Raw genomic sequence first — 18,983 nt, 5'->3', positions numbered from 1 at the left:
ACTTCATGACTTCGAGGAAGCAAACAAGGATTAGTGGGGGAAGAGGAAAACCCTCATTGATGAAAGTTTCACTTTATATGTAAGGACAAATAATGTACGAACCTTATTTGTCCTCAACCATTTTTACTTACAACTTGTCCAACCCTCCAAATATAGTTACTCAAAAATTCCGGGTAGCCATAACGTTAGAGATGGAATAAAGGTAACAAGAAGAACAACGATAATACCCGCGATGAAAAATGGGAGAATATCTTTGATTGTTTTCTCGATTCCGACTTTTGCAATATAACAAGAAATAAATAATGTTGCCCCAACAGGAGGAGTAAACATTCCTAATGCTAGACTTACAAGCATGACAATTGAAAATTGAATAGGATCCATACCTAGCTCGGTCGCTATTGGGAAAAAGATCGGGATAAACAAGAATAAATTAGGAACTAGTTCCATAATCATACCTGCAACAAGCATAATTGCAATGATGACTAATAATAATCCCCAAGCTGGTAAGCCAAGAGCGCCTAATAAATCAGCAATCATTTTCGGGATGCCTTCTGTTATTAATACCCACGTAAAAATCATCGATGTACAAACGGTAATCATAACGACACCTGTACCATGTATGGTTTCACGAATGGACTTTAAAATATTTTTCATATTCAAGCTACGATAAACAAATAATCCGACTAATAAAGCATAAATAACAGCTAAGGATGCTGCTTCAGTTGCGGTTGCAATACCGAGTACTATGGAACCGATTAATAAGATCGGTAAAAGTAATGCCCATGAAGCTTTTCGAATGCTATTTAAAAACTCCATAAACGTAGGTTTGCTCTCTCGCGGATATCCCCTTTTTATCGATATCATTACCGTTGTAATTAGATAGATAAGACCAATTAAAAGACCAGGAATGACACCTGCTAAAAACATTTTCGCAACTGATAAATTTGCCAACCAAGCAATGATAATCATCGTACTACTAGGAGGAATGATAATACCAACAACCGAACTTGATGCATTAATCGCTGCAGCAAATGAAGATGTATATCCCTTTCTTTTCATTTCAGGAATTAAAACACTTCCAGTTGATGCTGCATCCGCTACTGAAGACCCTGACACTCCAGCCATTCCCATACTTGTAACGACGGAAACACACCCTAATCCACCAGGTAATTGTCGGACCATGGAATCGGCAACATCAATAATTCTTTTGGCAATATTGCCGTGGATCATTAAATTCCCAGCTAGAATAAAAAACGGAATCGCTAAAAATGCAAATGATTGAGTATTGGAGAAAAATCGTTGGGCGACCATTTCAAGCGGAATTCCCGCCACCATAATGTACATTAAGGCCGATGCCCCCATGGCAAAAGCAATTGGAACCCCAAAAACGATTAATAGAAAGAAACAAGCAATCATTATCCAAATCATAGCAACTTATCCTCCTCTCTAGTTGGCTCTAATTTATTCATAAAAATTAGGACGAGTTGGTACAGTAGAATAATGGTAATTGCAGCAAAAGATACAACTACTGAATAAAACAACCAAGCCCTCGAAATTCGTAACATAGGAAGAACCTGATTCGAAACAGCTTGAGCCAATTGATAACTTGAAATCAGCATGTATAAGGAAAAATATAGCATTACTAATTTTGAAAAAATAAACGCCCACTTTTGAAAAGTTTTTGGCATTAATTCACGAAAAAAGTTGATCGAAAGGTGTCCCTCGTTTTTAGTTACAGAGATAATAGCAATGAATATGACCCATGGAAATAATAACTGTGTTAATTCATTCGAGAATACGAGAGGAAAATTAAAAACATATCTGCTTAAAACTTCACTAAACACAACGAGTGTTAGGAGCGCCATTAATCCACTTGCTAGTAAATCAAGAATATTGATCGTTTTGTCAATAAAGGAAAGTGAACTTTTTCTGTTTTCATTGTCCATATAAAAACACTCCTTATGAAAGATGAGGCCTTTGATGAGGCCTCATCTTGAAAAACTATTATTGATTACGGTACTCTTCTGCAAACTCTTGAATTTGCGTAATGATATCTGCACCCATTACACCTTCAACTTGTTCATATACAGGTTGAACGGCTTCTTGGAATAAGGCTAAATCAGGATATGTGATTTCTTTGAAATCTTCCTTAGCTTTTTCTAGATAGTATTCATCACTTTCTTGAACAACTGCTCGAGAAGCATCTCTTGCTAATTCTGATCCTTTAAGAACAATCTCCTGTAGCTCTGCATCAAGACTATTGAAGGCTTCGTTATTAATAATCATGTAGCAGTAATAGTACGTGTGATTTGTTATTGCTAAATAATCTTGAACTTCATGCATATTTTGATCATAGATATTTAATAGTGGGTTAAATTGTCCATCAATAACTCCTTGAGCTAATCCACTGTAAATTTCAGTGTAGGCCATAGTCGATACTGAAGAACCAAATGTTCTGAACGTCTCAATTAAACTTACATCATTCGGTGATCGGATACTCATTCCTTTTAAGTCGTCTGGAGTGTTGATTGGTCGTCTATTGTTTGTAATTTGTGTGAACCCAAGGTCAACATCCGTTAATGATACGAAATTATGTTCATCACTTAAATCTTTTAAATGGTCACCGACAGGACCGTCTAATACAGCGTAAGCTTCTTCAGGATTTTCTACGATAAATGGTAGTGATAAAGCTGCATATTGAGGAATAACATTGGCTAATTCATTTGCTCCTGGAATTGCCATCTCAAGTGCACCTAGTTGAACCGCATCGATCATTTCTGGTGATGATGCATACGTTTCATTCGGGAAAAACTCAATGGAAATACGTCCATTAGACTCTTCTTCAACGTATTCTTTAAAAGCGATGGCTGCTTCACCTTTTGAGTCTCCTTCTAATCCTGAGTTCCATCCTAATTTCCATTCATACGTTTCTTCTGTTCCTGCAGTCCCTGTTGTTTCTGTGTCATCAGCTGCACTTTCGTTAGCTTCTTCTTGGCTACCACATGCAGCCAAAAGAACGATGATTGCTAAAAGACTAGTAAACCAAAACCATTTTCTTGATTTCATTTTCATTTCCCCCTTATTTGTTATCACATAGTTGCTCTATAAAGTTTTTTAATACATGAACCGCTTTTACACAATCATTAAGTGAAGACCACTCTTTTGGATTATGACTGATCCCATCCTTACTTTGGGTAAATAACATAGCCATTGGGACATAACGTCCAAGCACCATTGCATCATGTCCTGCACCGCTCGGAAGATAATATGGTTGTACCCCGAGTGTGTTTTCAATTGCCTTGGCTGCTTTTTCTTGCATTTCTTCACTTACAACAACTGGTTTAACGTTCAACGTTTCTGTTATATTCACCGTAATTTGATGAGCTGCAGCTATTTCTTCAGCTTCTTTCACAATAAGATCTACAAGACTATTTTTTGTATCTTCATGTATATCCCGAATATCTACTGTTAACCTAACTTCACCAGGTATAACGTTAACCCCATTAGGAAGTGCTTCGATTTTACCAATGGTTGCAACGGCTGATGAACTCACTTGCGTAGGTAATTTTTCGACTTTTCCTATCAATTCACTCGCAGCGACTAGTGCATCTTTTCGATCATTCATTGGCGTGTTTCCTGCATGACCAGCTTCTCCAACAAATGTTACGTTTAACCATGAAGGGCCAGCTATACCAGTCACAACGCCTACTGATAATCCTTCTCTTTCTAAACGTTTGCCTTGTTCAATGTGTACCTCTACAAATGCAGAAATTTCTGAAAGATCTCTTGAGGCCTGAGTAAATCCTTCTAATGTTAAACCGTCTTCGGAAATTACTTCCTCGAAGGGCTTTCCATCGAAATCTCGCAACTGCTTTTGTTGTTCAATTTCGATTTCACCTGTCACCGCTCGACTACCTGTTAAGCCTCCATTAAATCTAGCGCCTTCTTCATCTGTGAAAATGACAACTTCAAATGGACAATCAGGTTGGTAATTTGTCTCTTTCCAGGCTTGGGCCACTTCAAGAGCTGCTAATACTCCTAATGGACCATCAAAATGCCCACCATTCGGAACACTATCAACATGCGAACCCGATAACACAGAAGGTTTTTGCTGTTTCCCTTTAAATAGTCCAAAAACATTACCTGCACCGTCTTCTCTAATAACTAATCCAGCTTCCTTCATCCATCTCTTTACTAATTCTTTAGCTTGTCTTTCTTCAGGTGAAAAAGAAATTCTTCTGGAACCTCCTTGTTCAGTCAACCCAATTTTAGAAAGTTCAGTAAGTCTTTCAGCAATTCTCTCACCGTTAATTCCAGAGTGAGATAGAGAATAATCATAGTCTGATATGAGTTTCTTATGAAACTGCGCTGTCTCTACTACAGAAGAAGTCATCCTACCCCTCTTTTCCTCTAATAAATTTTTTAAATATTTATTATTTTTAGTATGTTGACATTATACGACAACTTTAGACTATGATTAATATCGAAATCCAACAAGCTTATTGATTTATTTTTGTCTCTATCGGACAAATAGGGAGGTTAAATATTTAAATATTCGTAAATATAGAGCGCTAATTGTAGATCGAAAGCGACTCTTCCGTCTAAACTATCTAAATTTAATATTTGATTAATTGTCTTTAAACGGTACTTGATTGTATTTGTATGTACATACATTTTTTTAGCAGTTTGAGCCATATTTTGATTTAATTCTAAATAACATTTTAGTGTAGGGATGAGTTCGGTATCATTTTCTTTGTCATAGGTAATGATTTGGCCTAGTGTATCCATTACGTATTCATTTAACTCATTCTTTTCTGTTTTTAGAAATAAACGTTGTATTCCTAACTGATTATAAGCTAGAATAGAGCCCTTTACATTGGTCGTTTGTAAATAATCAATGCATTTGATGGTATCCCGATAGGAAGCCTTTACTTCTTCTAGTCTGGTAACGATGCGTCCCATACCGACTAAAATAGATAACTGAAATTTTTTAAAAGCAAGCTCCTCAATGAGTGAAAATATCCTGTTCATTTCTTTATAAATATTCTCCTCAGAAAAATGAGTAGGAAAAACAAACATAAATATTAGCTCCATGTTTTTATCAAGCACGAACGACTTAAACGGAACCTTAGAAATTTCTCGGTATAATAACCTCAGAAGTTGGTGTTTTTTTACTGAAATTTCTTTAAAGGATAACAACGGATCATTAATCAATGCTTTAATTGATATATATTTACGGTCCTTATTTTCATAAATATTGAGTTTGGATAATTGATTAATCGATAGCTCATTAAATTCTTGATGTAAAATTTGATCAAGGATATATCCCGAATATTTGAGGTCTTCTATCGCTGTACTTTCTCGTCGATTCATTTCAAGAGCAAAAATGACAGCGGCTTGTTCAACGGCAAATCGGTCAAGAGGATCTAATACTGCATCTTCATCAAGGAATATCGTTATCAAACCAATCATGTACTTATCTGCATAAATTGGGAAGAAATAAACCCCTCTTTTAGTATTGAAAAGCTTAACAATTTCATAAATAACGGTTTGTTCATAATCAATCACCCGATGTAACAAATCTGGATGATTTTTAACCATTTCAACTGCGATTTTTCTGGCTTCGGTAGAGGAAGAAACGAGAACATCGCCATATTCATTAAAAACCGCGACGTTACAATGAATAAGTTCGGACAAGGTTTTCGTAATTTCTGTCAAGCCACCTTGAGATAAAGATACTTTAGACAATTCCTCATGCATTTTCTTCGTTCGTTCATTCCCCGAAAATAACATTGCATTTTCGATCGCTACAGTGGCTTGGACGGCAAAAGTCTCGAGTAACTTTAAATCGTCTTCATTAAACTCAATTTCCTTATCATAAATATCAACAGTTAAAACACCTATGCACTCTTTATTTGAAATAAGTGGAACACAAAGTGCACTAGCTGGATATTGAAAACCAGACAGTGCCTTTCCGTAGAGGTCTAATATTTTTGGACTAACATCCTTCATTCCTTTCGTCGTATCTCTTTTTGAATGAAATATTCGACCACGTTGAGAAAGAAAGGTTTTTCCACTCATACCTTCACCAGGTTTCAGTAAAATATCTTTTAAGTACTTCAAGTCAAACCCTGCCCCCGTTTTAGCGTAGAGCTTATTGATTTTTTTATCATATAAAAACAAAATACTTGCATTGGATCCCTCGATCACATTTAATACTTCTTTAATTAATTGATTTAATACTTTATCAAGGTCGCGTGTGGAATTTAATACCCTTACTGAATTAATTAAACTCATTAATTTTTTCTCTGTATTCATATTTCTCCTCATCTTTCGTCATAATCTACCGCTTATTATAAATTGGAAGGATACCCAAAAGCAAAGTGTCAGGCATTCCACCCACAAAACCATAAACATTGAAGTATATAAAAAACAACAAACCTTCAAAAAAAACCGACTTTATAGATGAGAAGGAAGTTTAAACTTTAAGTAGAAAAACCCCCTATCTATGCCTAGAATAGGAGGCCTGGTGAGCGGTTATGCAAATACTTCGGTATATTTAAGCTATCATTAATAGTTTTCAGTTTCTTTAAGGTACTGAGCTTTCATCCATTGATAACACCAAAACTATAATGCAAATAAAAGGATTTGTTAAAGCTTACATTAATTTAATCTACTTTTCACATCTTCGCGAATGGCTTCGATTAATTCGTCCGACAAATTTGCGGGAAGTAATGTACCGTTCTCGAACACCCATTGATTAATGACTTCAAAGTCCCCTTTATCAAAAGTAATACTATATTCTTGATTGTTATGTGAAAAGTTTGTTGTAACCGATTCTTCTGCATTAAAATCATCATCAACGATCATATGCTTGATTTCATACGACTGCAATATGTCTCCTCCTAATGCCCTTCTCTTGTGTAGCAGAAATTTAGTTTTTTTCCTTAGTCACGTCAAACAAATTCTAAAAAGGTTTATTTGGTTCATAAGTAGGTTGTTGGTGTTGTGCTTCGTATTGTTGACTTTTAGCAAGTGCATCTTGCACATTTTCATCTAAGGAGAACTCCGTATCCGCTTTATCAAACTGCCCTGCTTGATTTTGACTTGTGATTACCTGCTGTTCTTGAATTCCATCAGAATTACGCTTTTTTCTCATCAAACTTTCCTCCCTTTGGACTTATTTTATAACGGTAGATTTTCCAAAAGAACTTGTTTTATACAGGGTAGTTCGTTCGAATCTGCAATTCACTTTTAATAGTATTTTAGCTGATAAAACCAAACCCATTTATCTCCTTTACTACCACATAATTAGGATGTACATCGATTAAAAACCATAGTACAATTTATTTATCAGTTGAAACACATCGCAATAGACGGGGAGGTAGCGGTGCCTTGTAACCTGCAATCCGCTATAGCAGGGTCAAATTCCTATAGAAGGTCTAGTTATGTGTGGTCAGTGTCTTTTGAATGATGTTGATGTAAAAGCCTTTTACAAAGAAAAGCCTACGAATAGGTCAGGTCCGGAAGGAAGCAGCCATAAGGAGGACACATTTCTTGTGTAAAGGGGCACTTTTACTGAGTCAAACGAAAGGTAACGCATGGATAATTAGCTCGTATATAGGTTTGCGATCTACATATAAAGACCAAAAGACAGAAGCTCCTAAAATACAGCTTCTGTCTTTTGGTTTGCATGAAAATAGTATTCACTATAGATACATTGCTCCACACATTAAAATCTACCGATAACATATTAGGGAGTAAGATTTCGTAAAAGTAAAACAACTTCCTTCTTCTTCATCCTAATAATTAAAAAGATCATAAAAAAAGGGTGACTCACTAAAATTAAGTGTCACCCTTTCTAAAATTCATTCGATCCCTTCCTATACTTCAATAATGATAGGAAGTATCATTGGTTTTTTCTTCGTTTGTGCAAATAAATGTTGGCCTACCGCTTTTTTAATATGTTGTTTAATCATACCCCATTCTTTTTTATCTGCGTCTGGTAGGGTATTGATCGTTTTAACGATAAGTTTATTAACGTCTTGTAGGAGCGCTGCTGAATTCTTCACATATACGAATCCGCGAGAAATTGTATCAGGTTCAGTCACAAGTTTCTTATCTGATTTACTCATTGTTAACACAATAACAAGCATTCCGTCCTCAGATAGCTGCCTACGGTCTCGGAGAACAATTTCACCAACATCACCGACACCAATCCCATCAACGTATGTATTACCCGCTTGAATTTTTCGGGTATGACGGACTTCTCCATTTTTAATATCAACAACATCACCGTTTTTTAGGATTAACGAATTTCCTTCCGCTACCCCAACAGCTTCAGCTAATAAGCGATGATGGTGCAACATTCGATATTCACCGTGTATCGGAATAAAATATTTCGGTTTCATTAATGTTAACATTAGTTTCAAATCTTCTTGATAGCCATGTCCAGATACATGCATCCCTGATGAGCTACCAGACCCATAGATTACGTTAGCGCCTAGTGCAAATAAGTTGTCAACGATACGTGTTACATTTTTTTCATTTCCAGGAATTGGACCAGCCGCTAAAATGACTGTATCTCCCGCCAAAATCTCAACACCTATATAGTCTCCTGTCGATAATCGAGATAATGCAGCCATTACCTCTCCTTGACTTCCGGTGCAAAGAATGGCAACTTTTTCAGGTGGAAATTCATTGATTTGATTTGGTTCAATAATCATACCTTCTGGAACATCCAAATATCCACGCTCAATCGCGACTCCTACTACATTCACCATACTCCGTCCAAGCAATGCAAGCTTTCGTCCAGTTTCTATTGCCGCATCGACAGTTTGCTGAACCCGGCTAATATTGGAAGCAAACGTTGAAAGAATGACTTTTCGGTCGGCTTTTATAAAAGCTTGTTTCACATGTTCACCAACCATTTGCTCGGAAGGGGTTGAACCAGGGCGTTCAGCGTTCGTACTTTCAGATAATAAAAGGAGAACTCCTTCTTTTCCAATTTCAGCCATTTTATGTATATCTGAATGCTCATTTCTTGCTGGGGTTAAATCAAATTTGAAGTCACCAGTATGTACAATTTTTCCTTCTGGTGTATCGAAAACTACTCCTAAACAGTCAGGAATACTATGAGTTACTTTGAAAAAGTTAACATCAATTTTATCGAAGTTTATATTAGAGTTTGCATTAACTTCAAATAACTCGGTTTCCCTTAAAAGCTTATGTTCTTTTAATTTTAATTCAATTAATCCGAGTGTAAATCGTGTAGCGTATATAGGTACATTTATTTTTTTTAAGAAAAATGGGATCCCACCAATATGATCTTCATGTCCATGTGTAACAATTAAAGCTTTGATTTTATCCTGATTTTCCAATAAGTAACCGACATCAGCAATAATTAAATCGATGCCTAATAAGCTTTCATCAGGAAACTTATTACCACAGTCGATAATTACGATTTCTTCTCCATATTGAATACAATACATGTTTTTACCGATTTCATTTAATCCACCTAAGGCGAAAATGGATAGTGTATTCTCTATTGCCCCCAAAAATAATACCCCCTAACGTGCGTTGTTTTCCATAGTATGCCCGTATTGTATTGATTTATCAAAAGGAGGTATTACGATGTGTTTTCTATCACCCTCATAAATATGATTTACTATTTGTAGCTTAAATTTTTTCGTGGTAGCTAACGATATTTGCCATTAGGTAGGTAAAATCGTAATTACTTAAGGAATCTTTAAAAAAGTCGAAGTTGTACATAATTGGCATTATCAAAATTACTTAAACGAACACCAAATAACCATAGAGGAATATCGACAAGATTGTTTTCATATAGAGATTCTACCACTGAAAACACTTTGGTATGTTCTGATGTCGATTCATTAAGAGTTATGCTTTTAGAGTGACTTCCTCCACCTCTTTCCGTTTTATAAACAATAGAAATTGTACTTGCTCTCTGTTCTTTTTCTTGTAATCGACGACAAAGAAGATCAATCATATTCTGAGCTATCGTCAAGAGTTCGTGGGGGTCTGTTGTTGGTTGAGAAAACGTTTTTTCTTTCCCTATCGTTTTGTCACCTTTTTCGCGTTCGGCATTTACGATGTCAGAACCAATCCCTAATGCATTATTTCGAAGCATCTCTCCTCTTATTCCCAAAATAAGCTTTATTTCTACAGGATCTTTTTGTGCAAGATCACCAATGGTGTAAATTCCATATTTATTAAGTTTTTCTTCGGTCTTTTGCCCACATCCATGTAATTTACTAAGGTTTTGCGGGTGAAAAAAACTACAAAATTGCAGTTTTTCGAAGTGGACATAACCAAAGGGCTTCTTCACATCTGCCGCCATTTTAGCTGAACATCTCGTATCACTAACGCCAATGCTACAACCTAAATGTAATTTCTCCCATAATGTTCGTTGAATGTACATAGCGATTGTTTTTGGTGATGTTCCTTTGTTAACTCTTTCAGTAATATCAACATAAGCTTCATCTACTGATGCTACTTCTGTCGGTCCTATCAGTCTCAAGAATTCCATAATCTTTTTAGAATACGTTGAATACATCGGATGATCTCTTTGAACGACAATCGCATCGGGCACTTTTTTTAATGCCTCATAAATAGACATCGTCGTATAAACCCCTTTATTTTTAGCTTCATAACTAGCTGCAATGACCATTCCTTTATATTTATTTGTAGGACTTCCTCCTACAATGACAGCTTTATTACGTAACGTAGGATTTTCTGCTTGATGGCAACTAGCGTAAAAAGCATTCATATCGATTAATGCAATTGTTCGGTTACCAGGCATGTTATCCCTTCCTTCGATTACTCTTCTTTTCTATTAGTTTAATCGAACGTTTAAGGTCCTGTCACTTTATGCTACTCAGAAAACAAGGCAAAAAAAGTCACAGAAATAGAATGTAAAATTTTCCTTAAAGACAGGATGTACGGTAAAATAAATAGATAGAAAAGAAAAAGCTGATTTAAAGCTAGAAACTAAATGATAAAAAACTGTGTACAGGAACTAAGGAGAGATTATGATATGACTCAACAATTCAAAAACAGTCAAGAAATACTTGATGCGTATTATTTTCGACATGCCACTAAAGAATTTGACCCGAACAAAAAGATTTCTGAAGAGGATTTTCATTTCATCTTAGAAACTGGAAGATTATCACCGAGTTCTATAGGTAGTGAACCTTGGAAATTTCTTGTCGTCCAGAATAGTGAATTCAGAGAAAAGTTAAAAAAGGTTGCATGGGGAGCACAAGGACAACTACCAACCGCAAGTCACTTTGTTATCATTCTAGCTAGAACAATTAAAGATACAAAATATGACTCAGAGTATTTAAGAAACCAGATGGTTAATGTGAAAAAGTTTCCTCCTGAAGTGTTTGAGCAAAAAAAAGAACGTTATAAGTCATTTCAAGAAGATGATCTTCATCTTTTAGATAGTGAGCGGACAATGTTGGATTGGGCTGGGAAACAAACGTATATTGCATTAGCAAACATGATGACAGCGGCTGCCCTTATCGGCATTGACTCTTGCCCGATTGAAGGGTTTAATTTTGACGAAGTGCAAAAGATTTTAGAAGAAGAAAACCTACTCGAGGATGGACATTTAGCTGTTTCCGTGATGGTAGCATTTGGATACCGATCCATTGAGCCACAACCAAAAAGAAGAAAAGAACTGAAAGAGATTGTACAGTGGATTGAATAAAAAAAAACCCCTAAGGTGAGGACGTGTTCCTCACCTTTTTTGAGACTTTACATGTTAGATGAGTTTTTATTTCTAGAAAAAAGAACGAACTAATAAAATACTTTTATTATCCTTCTACTTTAGCAACCCCCAAGGCAAGGTGTTCCCAAAGGACATTTTCCACTTTTTCTACAAGTTCATCGGGGCATTCTAGAACTAAAACAACTTCTGACTTTTTTCCTTTTACTTCTCTTTTTCTTTTATGAACGACTTTAAAAATAAAATAATCAATAAGAAATCCAATAATAAACCCACTCACTCCAGCTATTATCCCCCAGTAAATCGGACCCCACTCCAATACAAATCCAACACTTGCTCCAATCACAGAAAATGCAGTACCAATCGCGGCCCCCTTATCAAATAGGCTTATACCATCAGCTCGATGAAGAGTATCAAACAATCGCCTTTCTTCTACTCGGCTAATAAGAGGAACAGCAAGAATATGATTTTTTTTTATTCCGACTTTTTCTAAAGCTGTAATGGCTATTTCAAGATAGGATGAATGCTCAAAAGTTGAAAAGATTTGCAATTTATTTCACCTCATCTAGTTTACAGGGATTTTCACACGATATTGCTGGTACTGCTTTTTTAGAAATTTCCTTTGTTCACTTTCATATAATTTATTATTCTCAACTGTATTAACGTAAGAGTCATACACAGCAAATCCAAAGTGTGATGGGATGAATAAAAACCATTGAATGTCTAGAGCTTGCGTTGCCTGATGAACTTCTCCTAGAAAAAGCAAATGAATGGTAACGAGAACATTCGAAAAGTACACGAACAAAATCATAAAAGCCATCGTGAAAACGGCTGTTAATACACGATGGATATATAGTTGTCCTAATCCAGGTGTAAATAGTGACCAAAATACTGCCATCAGAGGTCTTCTTTTATCTAGATAATTAATTTCTAAAGCACCAATCGTATATGAATTAAAATCGGCATTCTCCCGTTCTGCTAATATAAACACTTTGTTCATATCAACGGAAGTGCGATAGCTATCCCATATTCCAAAAACGTAAACTGGGAGATAGAGTAGCATCCATCTAGGTTCTAATACTTCCTTTGCCAGATCTATTTTTCCTGTAAAAGAATACACAATAGCTAGGTTAATATTAGCCATATTATTAACAAGGATTTCCCAAAGAAACAAAGCATAACCTCTAAGATATTTAGATAAAAGGAGGTGTCCAAAACCAGGAAAAGCAGCTGACCACCAAGCGATAATATATGGATTTCTTAAATGTAGTTGTGTTGTACCAATTGCACTAACGTGAGCTTTAAAGCGTCGTTCGCGATTTGTTGCTATAAAATTATCCATACCAAAACCTCTACGTTCTTTTTTTATTATTATCTGCAATGAGATATATTTGTATTAATTGTAATAATTGGTAATAATTGATAAAATAAAAACACTCAAACCTAAATTGATTCAAGTGTTTCCCTAGTACCTGCTTCTTTTTTACCATACCTTTCTTGATGCTTTTCTACTCTCCTTATTGCACCTATAATCATTCTTGTAAATAGAGACTTTAAAATAATACTGAAAAGAGTATGGTACCAGTTCCAGCCTTTTCTCCACTTAATCAACGACGTTTTTTTCTCTAGCCATAATTCAAAGATCAAAATAGGAACTGCAAACAGAAAAATTTTATAAAAAATAGCAAACGGTTTGTCTTTATACGTTAGCTGGTTATATAAAATCGTAATAAAAGGATACAAAAAAAGGTCGAAAACAATACTGATATCAAAGAATTTTGAAAATAATCGAACTGGGTATTTTACTACATTTAAAGTTGTGAGAATCTTATCAATGATTACATTTGTAACTGCATTATATAAATAAACAAGTATCCAATCTTTTATTGGTGGCTTCCTAAGAGTAATTGGTAAAGTCCCTATTGTAAGTAATATAAAAAAACTCAAAAATTCCTTTCCAAATTTTTTTCCCTTCATAAAACATTCCACCCTTCACTGATTAGAATGCATCAATTTAGAAAAAATAATACAAACAGTTCCATAGAATGTATTCTCTTTATACCAAGTATTAAAACAGTTTTTTTCTAAGCCAAATGCAACCGAACTCATAATCAGCAGTAATTCATTGAATGTTTTCCGCTTTAAGAAAGATACTAAACAATACCAATCGAATAGTTAGGGTGGTACTCATGCATTTTATTCTAACTTTAATGGTAATTATCGCCGTTTGGGTTAAAGGAGATTATAAAGGCTGGCAGAAGTATCATGCAACCATGCTTTATTATGCTCTAGGTAACCTTACATATAACTTCCTTTGTGCTAATTATTTATTATGGAAGCTCGATCCAGACTTTATGCCTAACCATTCTATGACGGAGATGCTTTACACGTTTATTGTATTTCCAGCTACGATTTTAATGTTTTTAAGACATTATCCGAATACATTCAAAAAACAAGTGATACATAACCTTATATGGATTGGATTATATGTTGGGATTGAATATATCTTCCTGTTAACCGATCGAATTTATTATCAGTTTGGATGGACTTTATGGTGGTCAGCCTTACTTGTAGCCGTTATGTTTCCTATGTTTCGTTTACATTATAAACGACCTTTACTTACATACATTCTGTCTCTAATCATAACAATCATCCTTATTTACATTTTTGATGTTCCTGTAGATATCCCGATTGAAGATAGACCTGTGCATGATTAAATGGAAATGAAGTTTCGTAAAAATAACTAATAGAAAAACGAAGAGGATCGCTCTTCGTTTTTCTATCAATAATATTAATCATCCCACTCTACATATAATACTTTACCTGTCAGTGCCTCGATATAGATAGTTGCTTCATCATCGTCTCCATATCGACCGTCTGTTTCAATTTCCATTTCATAAATTAGGGAACCATTTTCTCTTTCCAATTCGATGTCATCGATAGTTCCATGTACTTCATTTAAGGCGATTTCTTTTGCTTTATCGATAGAGATAATGAATTCGTTATTATTTGTAGATTGTAAATGGTTATGGTTTCGTTTTTTTGAACTTCTTACTTCTTGCTCTTCTTTAATAATTTCACCACTTTGCTGATCTATCTTAAATTCATATTCAAACTGTTCGTTTTTCACTTCTATTTCATAAATGAGACGTCCTTTTTCACGGTCTCTTTCTGCCTCTGTAATTATCCCGTTTTCAACTTTGGCTAATGCAATATCAGTAGCATCTGATAAAGTAATGCCATCATTATCAATAGAAACGGCGACTGGTGCTACACTATGCACCTGCTGTAAATCTTTTTCCGCATCTTCTTTAGTTAACACTTGTGCCCCTACACTTACGCCCCCAATGAGTAAAGCACCTACTATTACGGTTGTGAATATTTTCATATGTCATTTCCTCCTTTAATTTTGCTTCGCTTATTCGCTACAAATTCATCATAAGCGGTGAACATTAATAGAAAAGGAGAATAACATTAAAATATTTTAATAAAGTGAAACTTCATTCAGTGGGGGTTGCTTCATCCCCTTTGAGCTTTTTTTTTATTGAAGAAATGTTTCACTCATTTAATCCCATGTTACAGAGAGAATTTGCCCTGTGTAAGCGTTGATCATAATGGTTGCTTCGTTATCATCATCCACTTCGATTTCGATTTCATAAACAACGATGCCGTCTTCCACCTCTAACTGGACATTTTCAACTTGACCCTCTACCTCACGTAAGGCAATTTCAATAGCCTCTTGTTCCGATAACATACTTGGAACGGGTTCTTCGTGATCGATTTGTGGCTCTTCTGCATGACCCTTCTCTTCTTCATGCAAGTTGATTAATCGTAATGAGGTAATTTCTCGTGTTTCAGCATCAATCGTTAGTTCATATTCACCCAACTGATGATCAATTACAATTATATATATTCCTGCTTGTTGTTGGACCGATTGAACTGTACTTCCTTCATATTGGGTTTGCACTATCTCCATAATTTCCTCTTCAGATATGATAGACGTCTCGCTTTTCATAAAAAACACAAGAAAACCAGTGATTAATAAAATGATGAATACACCAAGGACGAGGAACATTTTTTTATTTTTCATTTCATTTTATATTCCTTTCTACTTGGATAGGTAGAGATACAGTGACGGTCGTTCCTTTTCCTTCCGTACTTGTAATATCAATTGTCCCATCATGTGTATCAACAATCTTTTTTGCGATCGAAAGCCCTAGACCAGCTCCACCTGTTTCACGAGTCCTCGCTTTATCAACTCGATAAAAACGATCAAAGAGTTTATCAAGTTCATCCCTAGGAATGCCGATCCCTTGATCTGTAACAGAAAAAGAATACGTATTGTTTTTTTCTCTAAGGGTAACTGTTATAGAATCATGACTGTATTTTCGAGCATTATCTAATAAAATGTAGACGACTTGTTTGATTTTGTTTTCGTCTGCGCAGATAACAAACGACGTTCCATCTTCTATAATTGAAATCTCCCGCTGGTACGTAGCTTGTATATGCTGACTTGCTTGTTTACATACTTCGAGTAAATCTACATCTTTTTTTTCAAGTATCCATTGTGAGTCTCCATTTGCAAGTTGTAACATTTGTTCCGTCATTTCTTTCATTCTGACGGCTTCAGAATAGATCGCTTCAATCGATTCGTCCAATAGCTCTGGTTTCTTCCTACCCCAACGCTTGAGCATACTAGCATAGCTTTCAATAACCGTTAAAGGGGTCTTTAATTCGTGAGAGGCATCTGAGACGAATTGTTGTTGTTTTTGAAAGTTTTGTTCCAAAATATCAATCATTTGATTAAAGGTAGTTCCCATTGTATAAAGTTCATCTTTAGACTTTTCTTCCAGTGCAATTTTTTTATAATCTCCAGTGGTTTGGATTTGCTTCATTGTCTTCGTTAGCGTATTTATTGGTGTTAGTATCAATCTACTTAACATATTCCCAAATAACAATGCAGGAATTAATATAATCATTGAAGCAATAGAAAGCACAATGAATAATGTACTTACGATATTCTTAGAATCTTGAAGACTTTCGGTTACTTCAAGCATCATAATACTTCCGTCTGTCCAAATAATTGGAAATGAAGCCACCGCATACGGTATCTCATCAAAGGTTCTTATGTCAACCGATTGTTGATTTTGAAACTTTGTTGGAAGCTGTTGCATATATCCTTCTCTAGATATCGTTAAGACTGCTGTCGTTTCTTCTGTGATGATTCGAATCATTCCGTTAGCAGGAAGATAAGCTCGAAACAAAGCTCGTATATCTTCGTTCGCAGCAACTGCTTGATTCGTAGCAGCCACAACTGAACGTGTATGTTCAGTTACACGATTTCTTTCGTTATCATAAATGATTTTTTGAAATAGCAAAAAAATGGATCCGTTGATGAGTAATAACATTAAGACAAGCCATACAGTGGAGAACACAAGAATTTTACTTTTAATCTTCATAATGTTACTCCTTTAAGCGGTATCCTACACCACGAATCGTTTGTAAGGAATCGGCAATCGCTAGCTTTTTCCGCAAATGACGTACATACACATCGATGATATTAGTATCACCATAATAATCAAAACCCCAAACTTTCGTTAAAATTTGTTCTCGGTTTAGCGCTTGCTCTTTATTTTCAATAAAGAATATAAATAACTCAAATTCCTTTGGCGTAAGCTCGATACTTTCATCACCACGTTTGACTTCTCTTGTTTTTTCGTTAACAGTGATATCTTGAAAGGTTAAGACTTCCATTTGTAATGGATGTGATTGGACGTTACGTAAACATGCTCTAATTCTCGCTAGTAGTTCTTCGATTTCAAAAGGTTTCGTAATATAATCATTTGCACCTAGATCAAGTCCACTTACTTTGTCAGGTATTGAATCTCTTGCGGTTAATAATATAACAGGAATAGCTGAATTTGTAGCACGGATTCGCCTTAACACCTCTAAGCCACTAAGCTCTGGTAACATCACATCGAGAAGTATTAAATCCCATGTGCCGTCTTTGAACTTTTCTAAGCCTTTAATTCCTGTAAACGCTACATCTGTTTCGTAGCCTTCGTGTTCTAATTCAAGTTGAAGGATCCGAGCAATTTTCTTTTCATCTTCAATAATTAATATATTGGCCAACATCATTTCTCCTCTGCTAAAAGTTGAAATCTAGTCTGTTTTTTATTCTTTATAACATATTATGGAATAGTTTTCATCATACACGGCTCCCTTACGTCCAACCCTCAACTTTTTACTAAAAATATATTATTAGCTCTCATAGCACATCAGTTAAATGGTATAGTAATAGATAAACTATTAAGAAAAGTAATAAATTCCCAATCTAATGAGGCCATTAGTCTTTTTGGAATTATTGTATGTTTAATGAGGTGAAAGAATTGCTTATAACAAGTAGAAACATTTTAGCTGCTATTGGTGTTCTTTTATCAGGATATATTCTTATTACAAAAAATTATAATTTAAGTCCGTATATGTTGATCAACCTTGGAATTTTTATGGTGGTCATAGGATTGTTAGAGTTACAAAAAAGTAAACAAAGTTTCTGGGGTTATACGTGTATTGTGATTTCTTATTATGCATTTTATGTTTCCATCCAAGGATTTCTCATTTAGTTTTATTGAATTTTGCCCATGTCTTTCTCAAATAGCTAAAAAGCAATAGAGATTTTGTGAAAAACCTCTATTGCTTTTGATTGGTTGTTAAGTTAAAAACAATTACAGCTTTCCGCTAAATCTTTTATCACCATTTTAGCATTTTTTGCAAATTCCACTGACGCTTCATAATACATTTGTCCGTCTTTCAGCAATGAAAAGTCACCAATCTCGATCATTAGAAGTGTTCTATCCCCTTGTTTTTCTAACTGATATAAATATGATATTTCTCCTTCGTTCAGTTTTTCTTCCCAATTAGACACGTATAATGCGATTTTTAATTTTTCATTTTGAATAGCTTCTATTATTTTAGTAATTGATTGTCCTCCATTCGGAAGTTCCCAAACAACTTGACTTCCTTCAGTCATATCTTCATTTGGATATTGATCAGGAAGTTCATCCCATTGTGAAACATATTGGGGTTTAATTAAAATCTCCCAAACCTTACTGGGTGAAGCATCAATTAAAATGTCACCCTTTACAATTAACAGTTCCATTATTAACTTCCTTTCAAATTACAAACAATAAATACTACTCTTTTTTAATGCACGACTGGGGTCTACCTTTCT

Annotated in this window: 20 protein-coding genes and 1 other RNA gene; 4 read left to right on the top strand and 17 right to left on the bottom strand. The window is 35.1% G+C overall.

What is annotated here, in order from left to right; genetic code table 11:
- Positions 1-156 precede the first annotated feature (156 nt).
- The 7 genes from BK574_RS05565 to BK574_RS05535 all read right to left on the bottom strand — a co-directional run bounded on the left by BK574_RS05565 (position 157) and on the right by BK574_RS05535 (position 7,159).
- The gene (locus BK574_RS05565) at positions 157-1,428 is read right to left on the bottom strand and encodes a TRAP transporter large permease (RefSeq protein ID WP_078427854.1); all 1,272 of its coding nucleotides are present in this window, start codon (positions 1,426-1,428) and stop codon (positions 157-159) included.
- Positions 1,425-1,946: a TRAP transporter small permease gene (locus BK574_RS05560; protein WP_075387783.1), complete on the bottom strand. Its 522-nt coding sequence runs from the start codon at positions 1,944-1,946 to the stop codon at positions 1,425-1,427. The genes BK574_RS05565 and BK574_RS05560 overlap by 4 nt, the downstream gene beginning before the upstream one ends.
- Positions 1,947-2,004: 58 nt before the next feature.
- Positions 2,005-3,066, bottom strand: coding sequence for a TRAP transporter substrate-binding protein (locus tag BK574_RS05555; RefSeq protein ID WP_078427853.1), 1,062 nt, complete (start codon positions 3,064-3,066; stop codon positions 2,005-2,007).
- Positions 3,067-3,079: 13 nt separating this feature from the next.
- Positions 3,080-4,393 carry a Zn-dependent hydrolase gene (locus BK574_RS05550; RefSeq protein WP_078427852.1) on the bottom strand — a complete coding sequence of 438 codons (1,314 nt, stop codon included), beginning with the start codon at positions 4,391-4,393 and terminating at the stop codon, positions 3,080-3,082.
- 146 nt (positions 4,394-4,539) lie between these two features.
- On the bottom strand, positions 4,540-6,318 hold the full coding sequence (locus BK574_RS05545) for a helix-turn-helix domain-containing protein (RefSeq protein ID WP_158211545.1): 1,779 nt from the start codon (positions 6,316-6,318) through the stop codon (positions 4,540-4,542).
- Between the two features lie 345 nt (positions 6,319-6,663).
- The gene (locus BK574_RS05540; protein WP_142247906.1) at positions 6,664-6,894 is read right to left on the bottom strand and encodes a hypothetical protein; all 231 of its coding nucleotides are present in this window, start codon (positions 6,892-6,894) and stop codon (positions 6,664-6,666) included.
- A gap of 73 nt (positions 6,895-6,967) precedes the next feature.
- Complete coding sequence (locus BK574_RS05535; RefSeq protein ID WP_078427850.1) at positions 6,968-7,159, bottom strand: hypothetical protein; 192 nt, start codon at positions 7,157-7,159, stop codon at positions 6,968-6,970.
- 208 nt (positions 7,160-7,367) lie between these two features.
- On the opposite strand from BK574_RS05535, the gene ffs reads away from it, so the two are divergent.
- Positions 7,368-7,632, top strand: an RNA gene (gene ffs, locus BK574_RS05530) — signal recognition particle sRNA large type.
- Positions 7,633-7,883: 251 nt separating this feature from the next.
- Here ffs and BK574_RS05525 read toward each other — a convergent pair.
- Complete coding sequence (locus tag BK574_RS05525; RefSeq protein ID WP_078427849.1) at positions 7,884-9,557, bottom strand: ribonuclease J; 1,674 nt, start codon at positions 9,555-9,557, stop codon at positions 7,884-7,886.
- Positions 9,558-9,748: 191 nt separating this feature from the next.
- Positions 9,749-10,822 carry a Y-family DNA polymerase gene (locus BK574_RS05520; protein ID WP_078427848.1) on the bottom strand — a complete coding sequence of 358 codons (1,074 nt, stop codon included), beginning with the start codon at positions 10,820-10,822 and terminating at the stop codon, positions 9,749-9,751.
- 234 nt (positions 10,823-11,056) lie between these two features.
- On the opposite strand from BK574_RS05520, the gene BK574_RS05515 reads away from it, so the two are divergent.
- Positions 11,057-11,734, top strand: coding sequence for an NAD(P)H-dependent oxidoreductase (locus BK574_RS05515; protein ID WP_078427847.1), 678 nt, complete (start codon positions 11,057-11,059; stop codon positions 11,732-11,734).
- 106 nt (positions 11,735-11,840) lie between these two features.
- On the opposite strand, the gene BK574_RS05510 is transcribed toward BK574_RS05515, so the two are convergent.
- From BK574_RS05510 to BK574_RS05500, 3 genes are all read right to left on the bottom strand, one after another.
- Positions 11,841-12,302, bottom strand: coding sequence for an inorganic phosphate transporter (locus tag BK574_RS05510; RefSeq protein ID WP_078427846.1), 462 nt, complete (start codon positions 12,300-12,302; stop codon positions 11,841-11,843).
- A 15-nt stretch (positions 12,303-12,317) separates the two neighbouring features.
- Positions 12,318-13,094, bottom strand: a complete 777-nt coding sequence (locus BK574_RS05505) for a hypothetical protein (RefSeq protein ID WP_078427845.1) — start codon at positions 13,092-13,094, stop codon at positions 12,318-12,320.
- A 101-nt stretch (positions 13,095-13,195) separates the two neighbouring features.
- Positions 13,196-13,729: a CBO0543 family protein gene (locus BK574_RS05500; RefSeq protein ID WP_078427844.1), complete on the bottom strand. Its 534-nt coding sequence runs from the start codon at positions 13,727-13,729 to the stop codon at positions 13,196-13,198.
- A gap of 212 nt (positions 13,730-13,941) precedes the next feature.
- On the opposite strand from BK574_RS05500, the gene BK574_RS05495 reads away from it, so the two are divergent.
- Positions 13,942-14,469, top strand: coding sequence for a CBO0543 family protein (locus BK574_RS05495; protein ID WP_078427843.1), 528 nt, complete (start codon positions 13,942-13,944; stop codon positions 14,467-14,469).
- 74 nt (positions 14,470-14,543) lie between these two features.
- On the opposite strand, the gene BK574_RS05490 is transcribed toward BK574_RS05495, so the two are convergent.
- The 4 genes from BK574_RS05490 to BK574_RS05475 all read right to left on the bottom strand — a co-directional run bounded on the left by BK574_RS05490 (position 14,544) and on the right by BK574_RS05475 (position 17,890).
- Entirely contained in the window at positions 14,544-15,140 is a 597-nt protein-coding gene (locus tag BK574_RS05490; RefSeq protein ID WP_078427842.1) for a PepSY domain-containing protein, read from the bottom strand.
- A gap of 177 nt (positions 15,141-15,317) precedes the next feature.
- Complete coding sequence (locus tag BK574_RS05485) at positions 15,318-15,842, bottom strand: PepSY domain-containing protein (protein ID WP_078427841.1); 525 nt, start codon at positions 15,840-15,842, stop codon at positions 15,318-15,320.
- 1 nt (position 15,843) lies between these two features.
- Positions 15,844-17,211, bottom strand: coding sequence for a sensor histidine kinase (locus tag BK574_RS05480; protein ID WP_078427840.1), 1,368 nt, complete (start codon positions 17,209-17,211; stop codon positions 15,844-15,846).
- A gap of 4 nt (positions 17,212-17,215) precedes the next feature.
- Positions 17,216-17,890 carry a response regulator transcription factor gene (locus BK574_RS05475; RefSeq protein ID WP_078427839.1) on the bottom strand — a complete coding sequence of 225 codons (675 nt, stop codon included), beginning with the start codon at positions 17,888-17,890 and terminating at the stop codon, positions 17,216-17,218.
- Between the two features lie 251 nt (positions 17,891-18,141).
- Here BK574_RS05475 and BK574_RS05470 point away from each other — a divergent pair, with 251 nt between their 5' ends.
- Positions 18,142-18,375 carry a DUF3953 domain-containing protein gene (locus BK574_RS05470; RefSeq protein ID WP_238457960.1) on the top strand — a complete coding sequence of 78 codons (234 nt, stop codon included), beginning with the start codon at positions 18,142-18,144 and terminating at the stop codon, positions 18,373-18,375.
- Between the two features lie 92 nt (positions 18,376-18,467).
- Here BK574_RS05470 and BK574_RS05465 read toward each other — a convergent pair whose 3' ends face one another.
- Positions 18,468-18,911: an SRPBCC domain-containing protein gene (locus BK574_RS05465; protein ID WP_078427837.1), complete on the bottom strand. Its 444-nt coding sequence runs from the start codon at positions 18,909-18,911 to the stop codon at positions 18,468-18,470.
- Between the last annotated feature and the right edge of the window lie 72 nt (positions 18,912-18,983).

The sequence above is a fragment of the Alkalihalobacterium alkalinitrilicum genome, assembly GCF_002019605.1.
GTDB lineage: Bacteria > Bacillota > Bacilli > Bacillales > Bacillaceae_F > Alkalihalobacterium > Alkalihalobacterium alkalinitrilicum.
Note: the sequence above shows the minus strand (reverse complement) of the source record. Positions and strands in the feature narration are given on the sequence as shown.

Bases quoted from the DNA above. Each gene is read 5' to 3' on its own strand.
- BK574_RS05565 (WP_078427854.1), bottom strand. From the start codon at position 1,428: ATGATTTGGATAATGATTGCTTGTTTCTTTCTATTAATCGTTTTTGGG.
- BK574_RS05560 (WP_075387783.1), bottom strand. From the start codon at position 1,946: ATGGACAATGAAAACAGAAAAAGTTCACTTTCCTTTATTGACAAAACG.
- BK574_RS05555 (WP_078427853.1), bottom strand. From the start codon at position 3,066: ATGAAATCAAGAAAATGGTTTTGGTTTACTAGTCTTTTAGCAATCATC.
- BK574_RS05550 (WP_078427852.1), bottom strand. From the start codon at position 4,393: ATGACTTCTTCTGTAGTAGAGACAGCGCAGTTTCATAAGAAACTCATA.
- BK574_RS05545 (WP_158211545.1), bottom strand. From the start codon at position 6,318: ATGAATACAGAGAAAAAATTAATGAGTTTAATTAATTCAGTAAGGGTA.
- BK574_RS05535 (WP_078427850.1), bottom strand. From the start codon at position 7,159: ATGAGAAAAAAGCGTAATTCTGATGGAATTCAAGAACAGCAGGTAATC.
- BK574_RS05520 (WP_078427848.1), bottom strand. From the start codon at position 10,822: ATGCCTGGTAACCGAACAATTGCATTAATCGATATGAATGCTTTTTAC.
- BK574_RS05515 (WP_078427847.1), top strand. From the start codon at position 11,057: ATGACTCAACAATTCAAAAACAGTCAAGAAATACTTGATGCGTATTAT.
- BK574_RS05505 (WP_078427845.1), bottom strand. From the start codon at position 13,094: ATGGATAATTTTATAGCAACAAATCGCGAACGACGCTTTAAAGCTCAC.
- BK574_RS05500 (WP_078427844.1), bottom strand. From the start codon at position 13,729: ATGAAGGGAAAAAAATTTGGAAAGGAATTTTTGAGTTTTTTTATATTA.
- BK574_RS05495 (WP_078427843.1), top strand. From the start codon at position 13,942: ATGCATTTTATTCTAACTTTAATGGTAATTATCGCCGTTTGGGTTAAA.
- BK574_RS05490 (WP_078427842.1), bottom strand. From the start codon at position 15,140: ATGAAAATATTCACAACCGTAATAGTAGGTGCTTTACTCATTGGGGGC.
- BK574_RS05485 (WP_078427841.1), bottom strand. From the start codon at position 15,842: ATGAAAAATAAAAAAATGTTCCTCGTCCTTGGTGTATTCATCATTTTA.
- BK574_RS05480 (WP_078427840.1), bottom strand. From the start codon at position 17,211: ATGAAGATTAAAAGTAAAATTCTTGTGTTCTCCACTGTATGGCTTGTC.
- BK574_RS05475 (WP_078427839.1), bottom strand. From the start codon at position 17,890: ATGATGTTGGCCAATATATTAATTATTGAAGATGAAAAGAAAATTGCT.
- BK574_RS05465 (WP_078427837.1), bottom strand. From the start codon at position 18,911: ATGGAACTGTTAATTGTAAAGGGTGACATTTTAATTGATGCTTCACCC.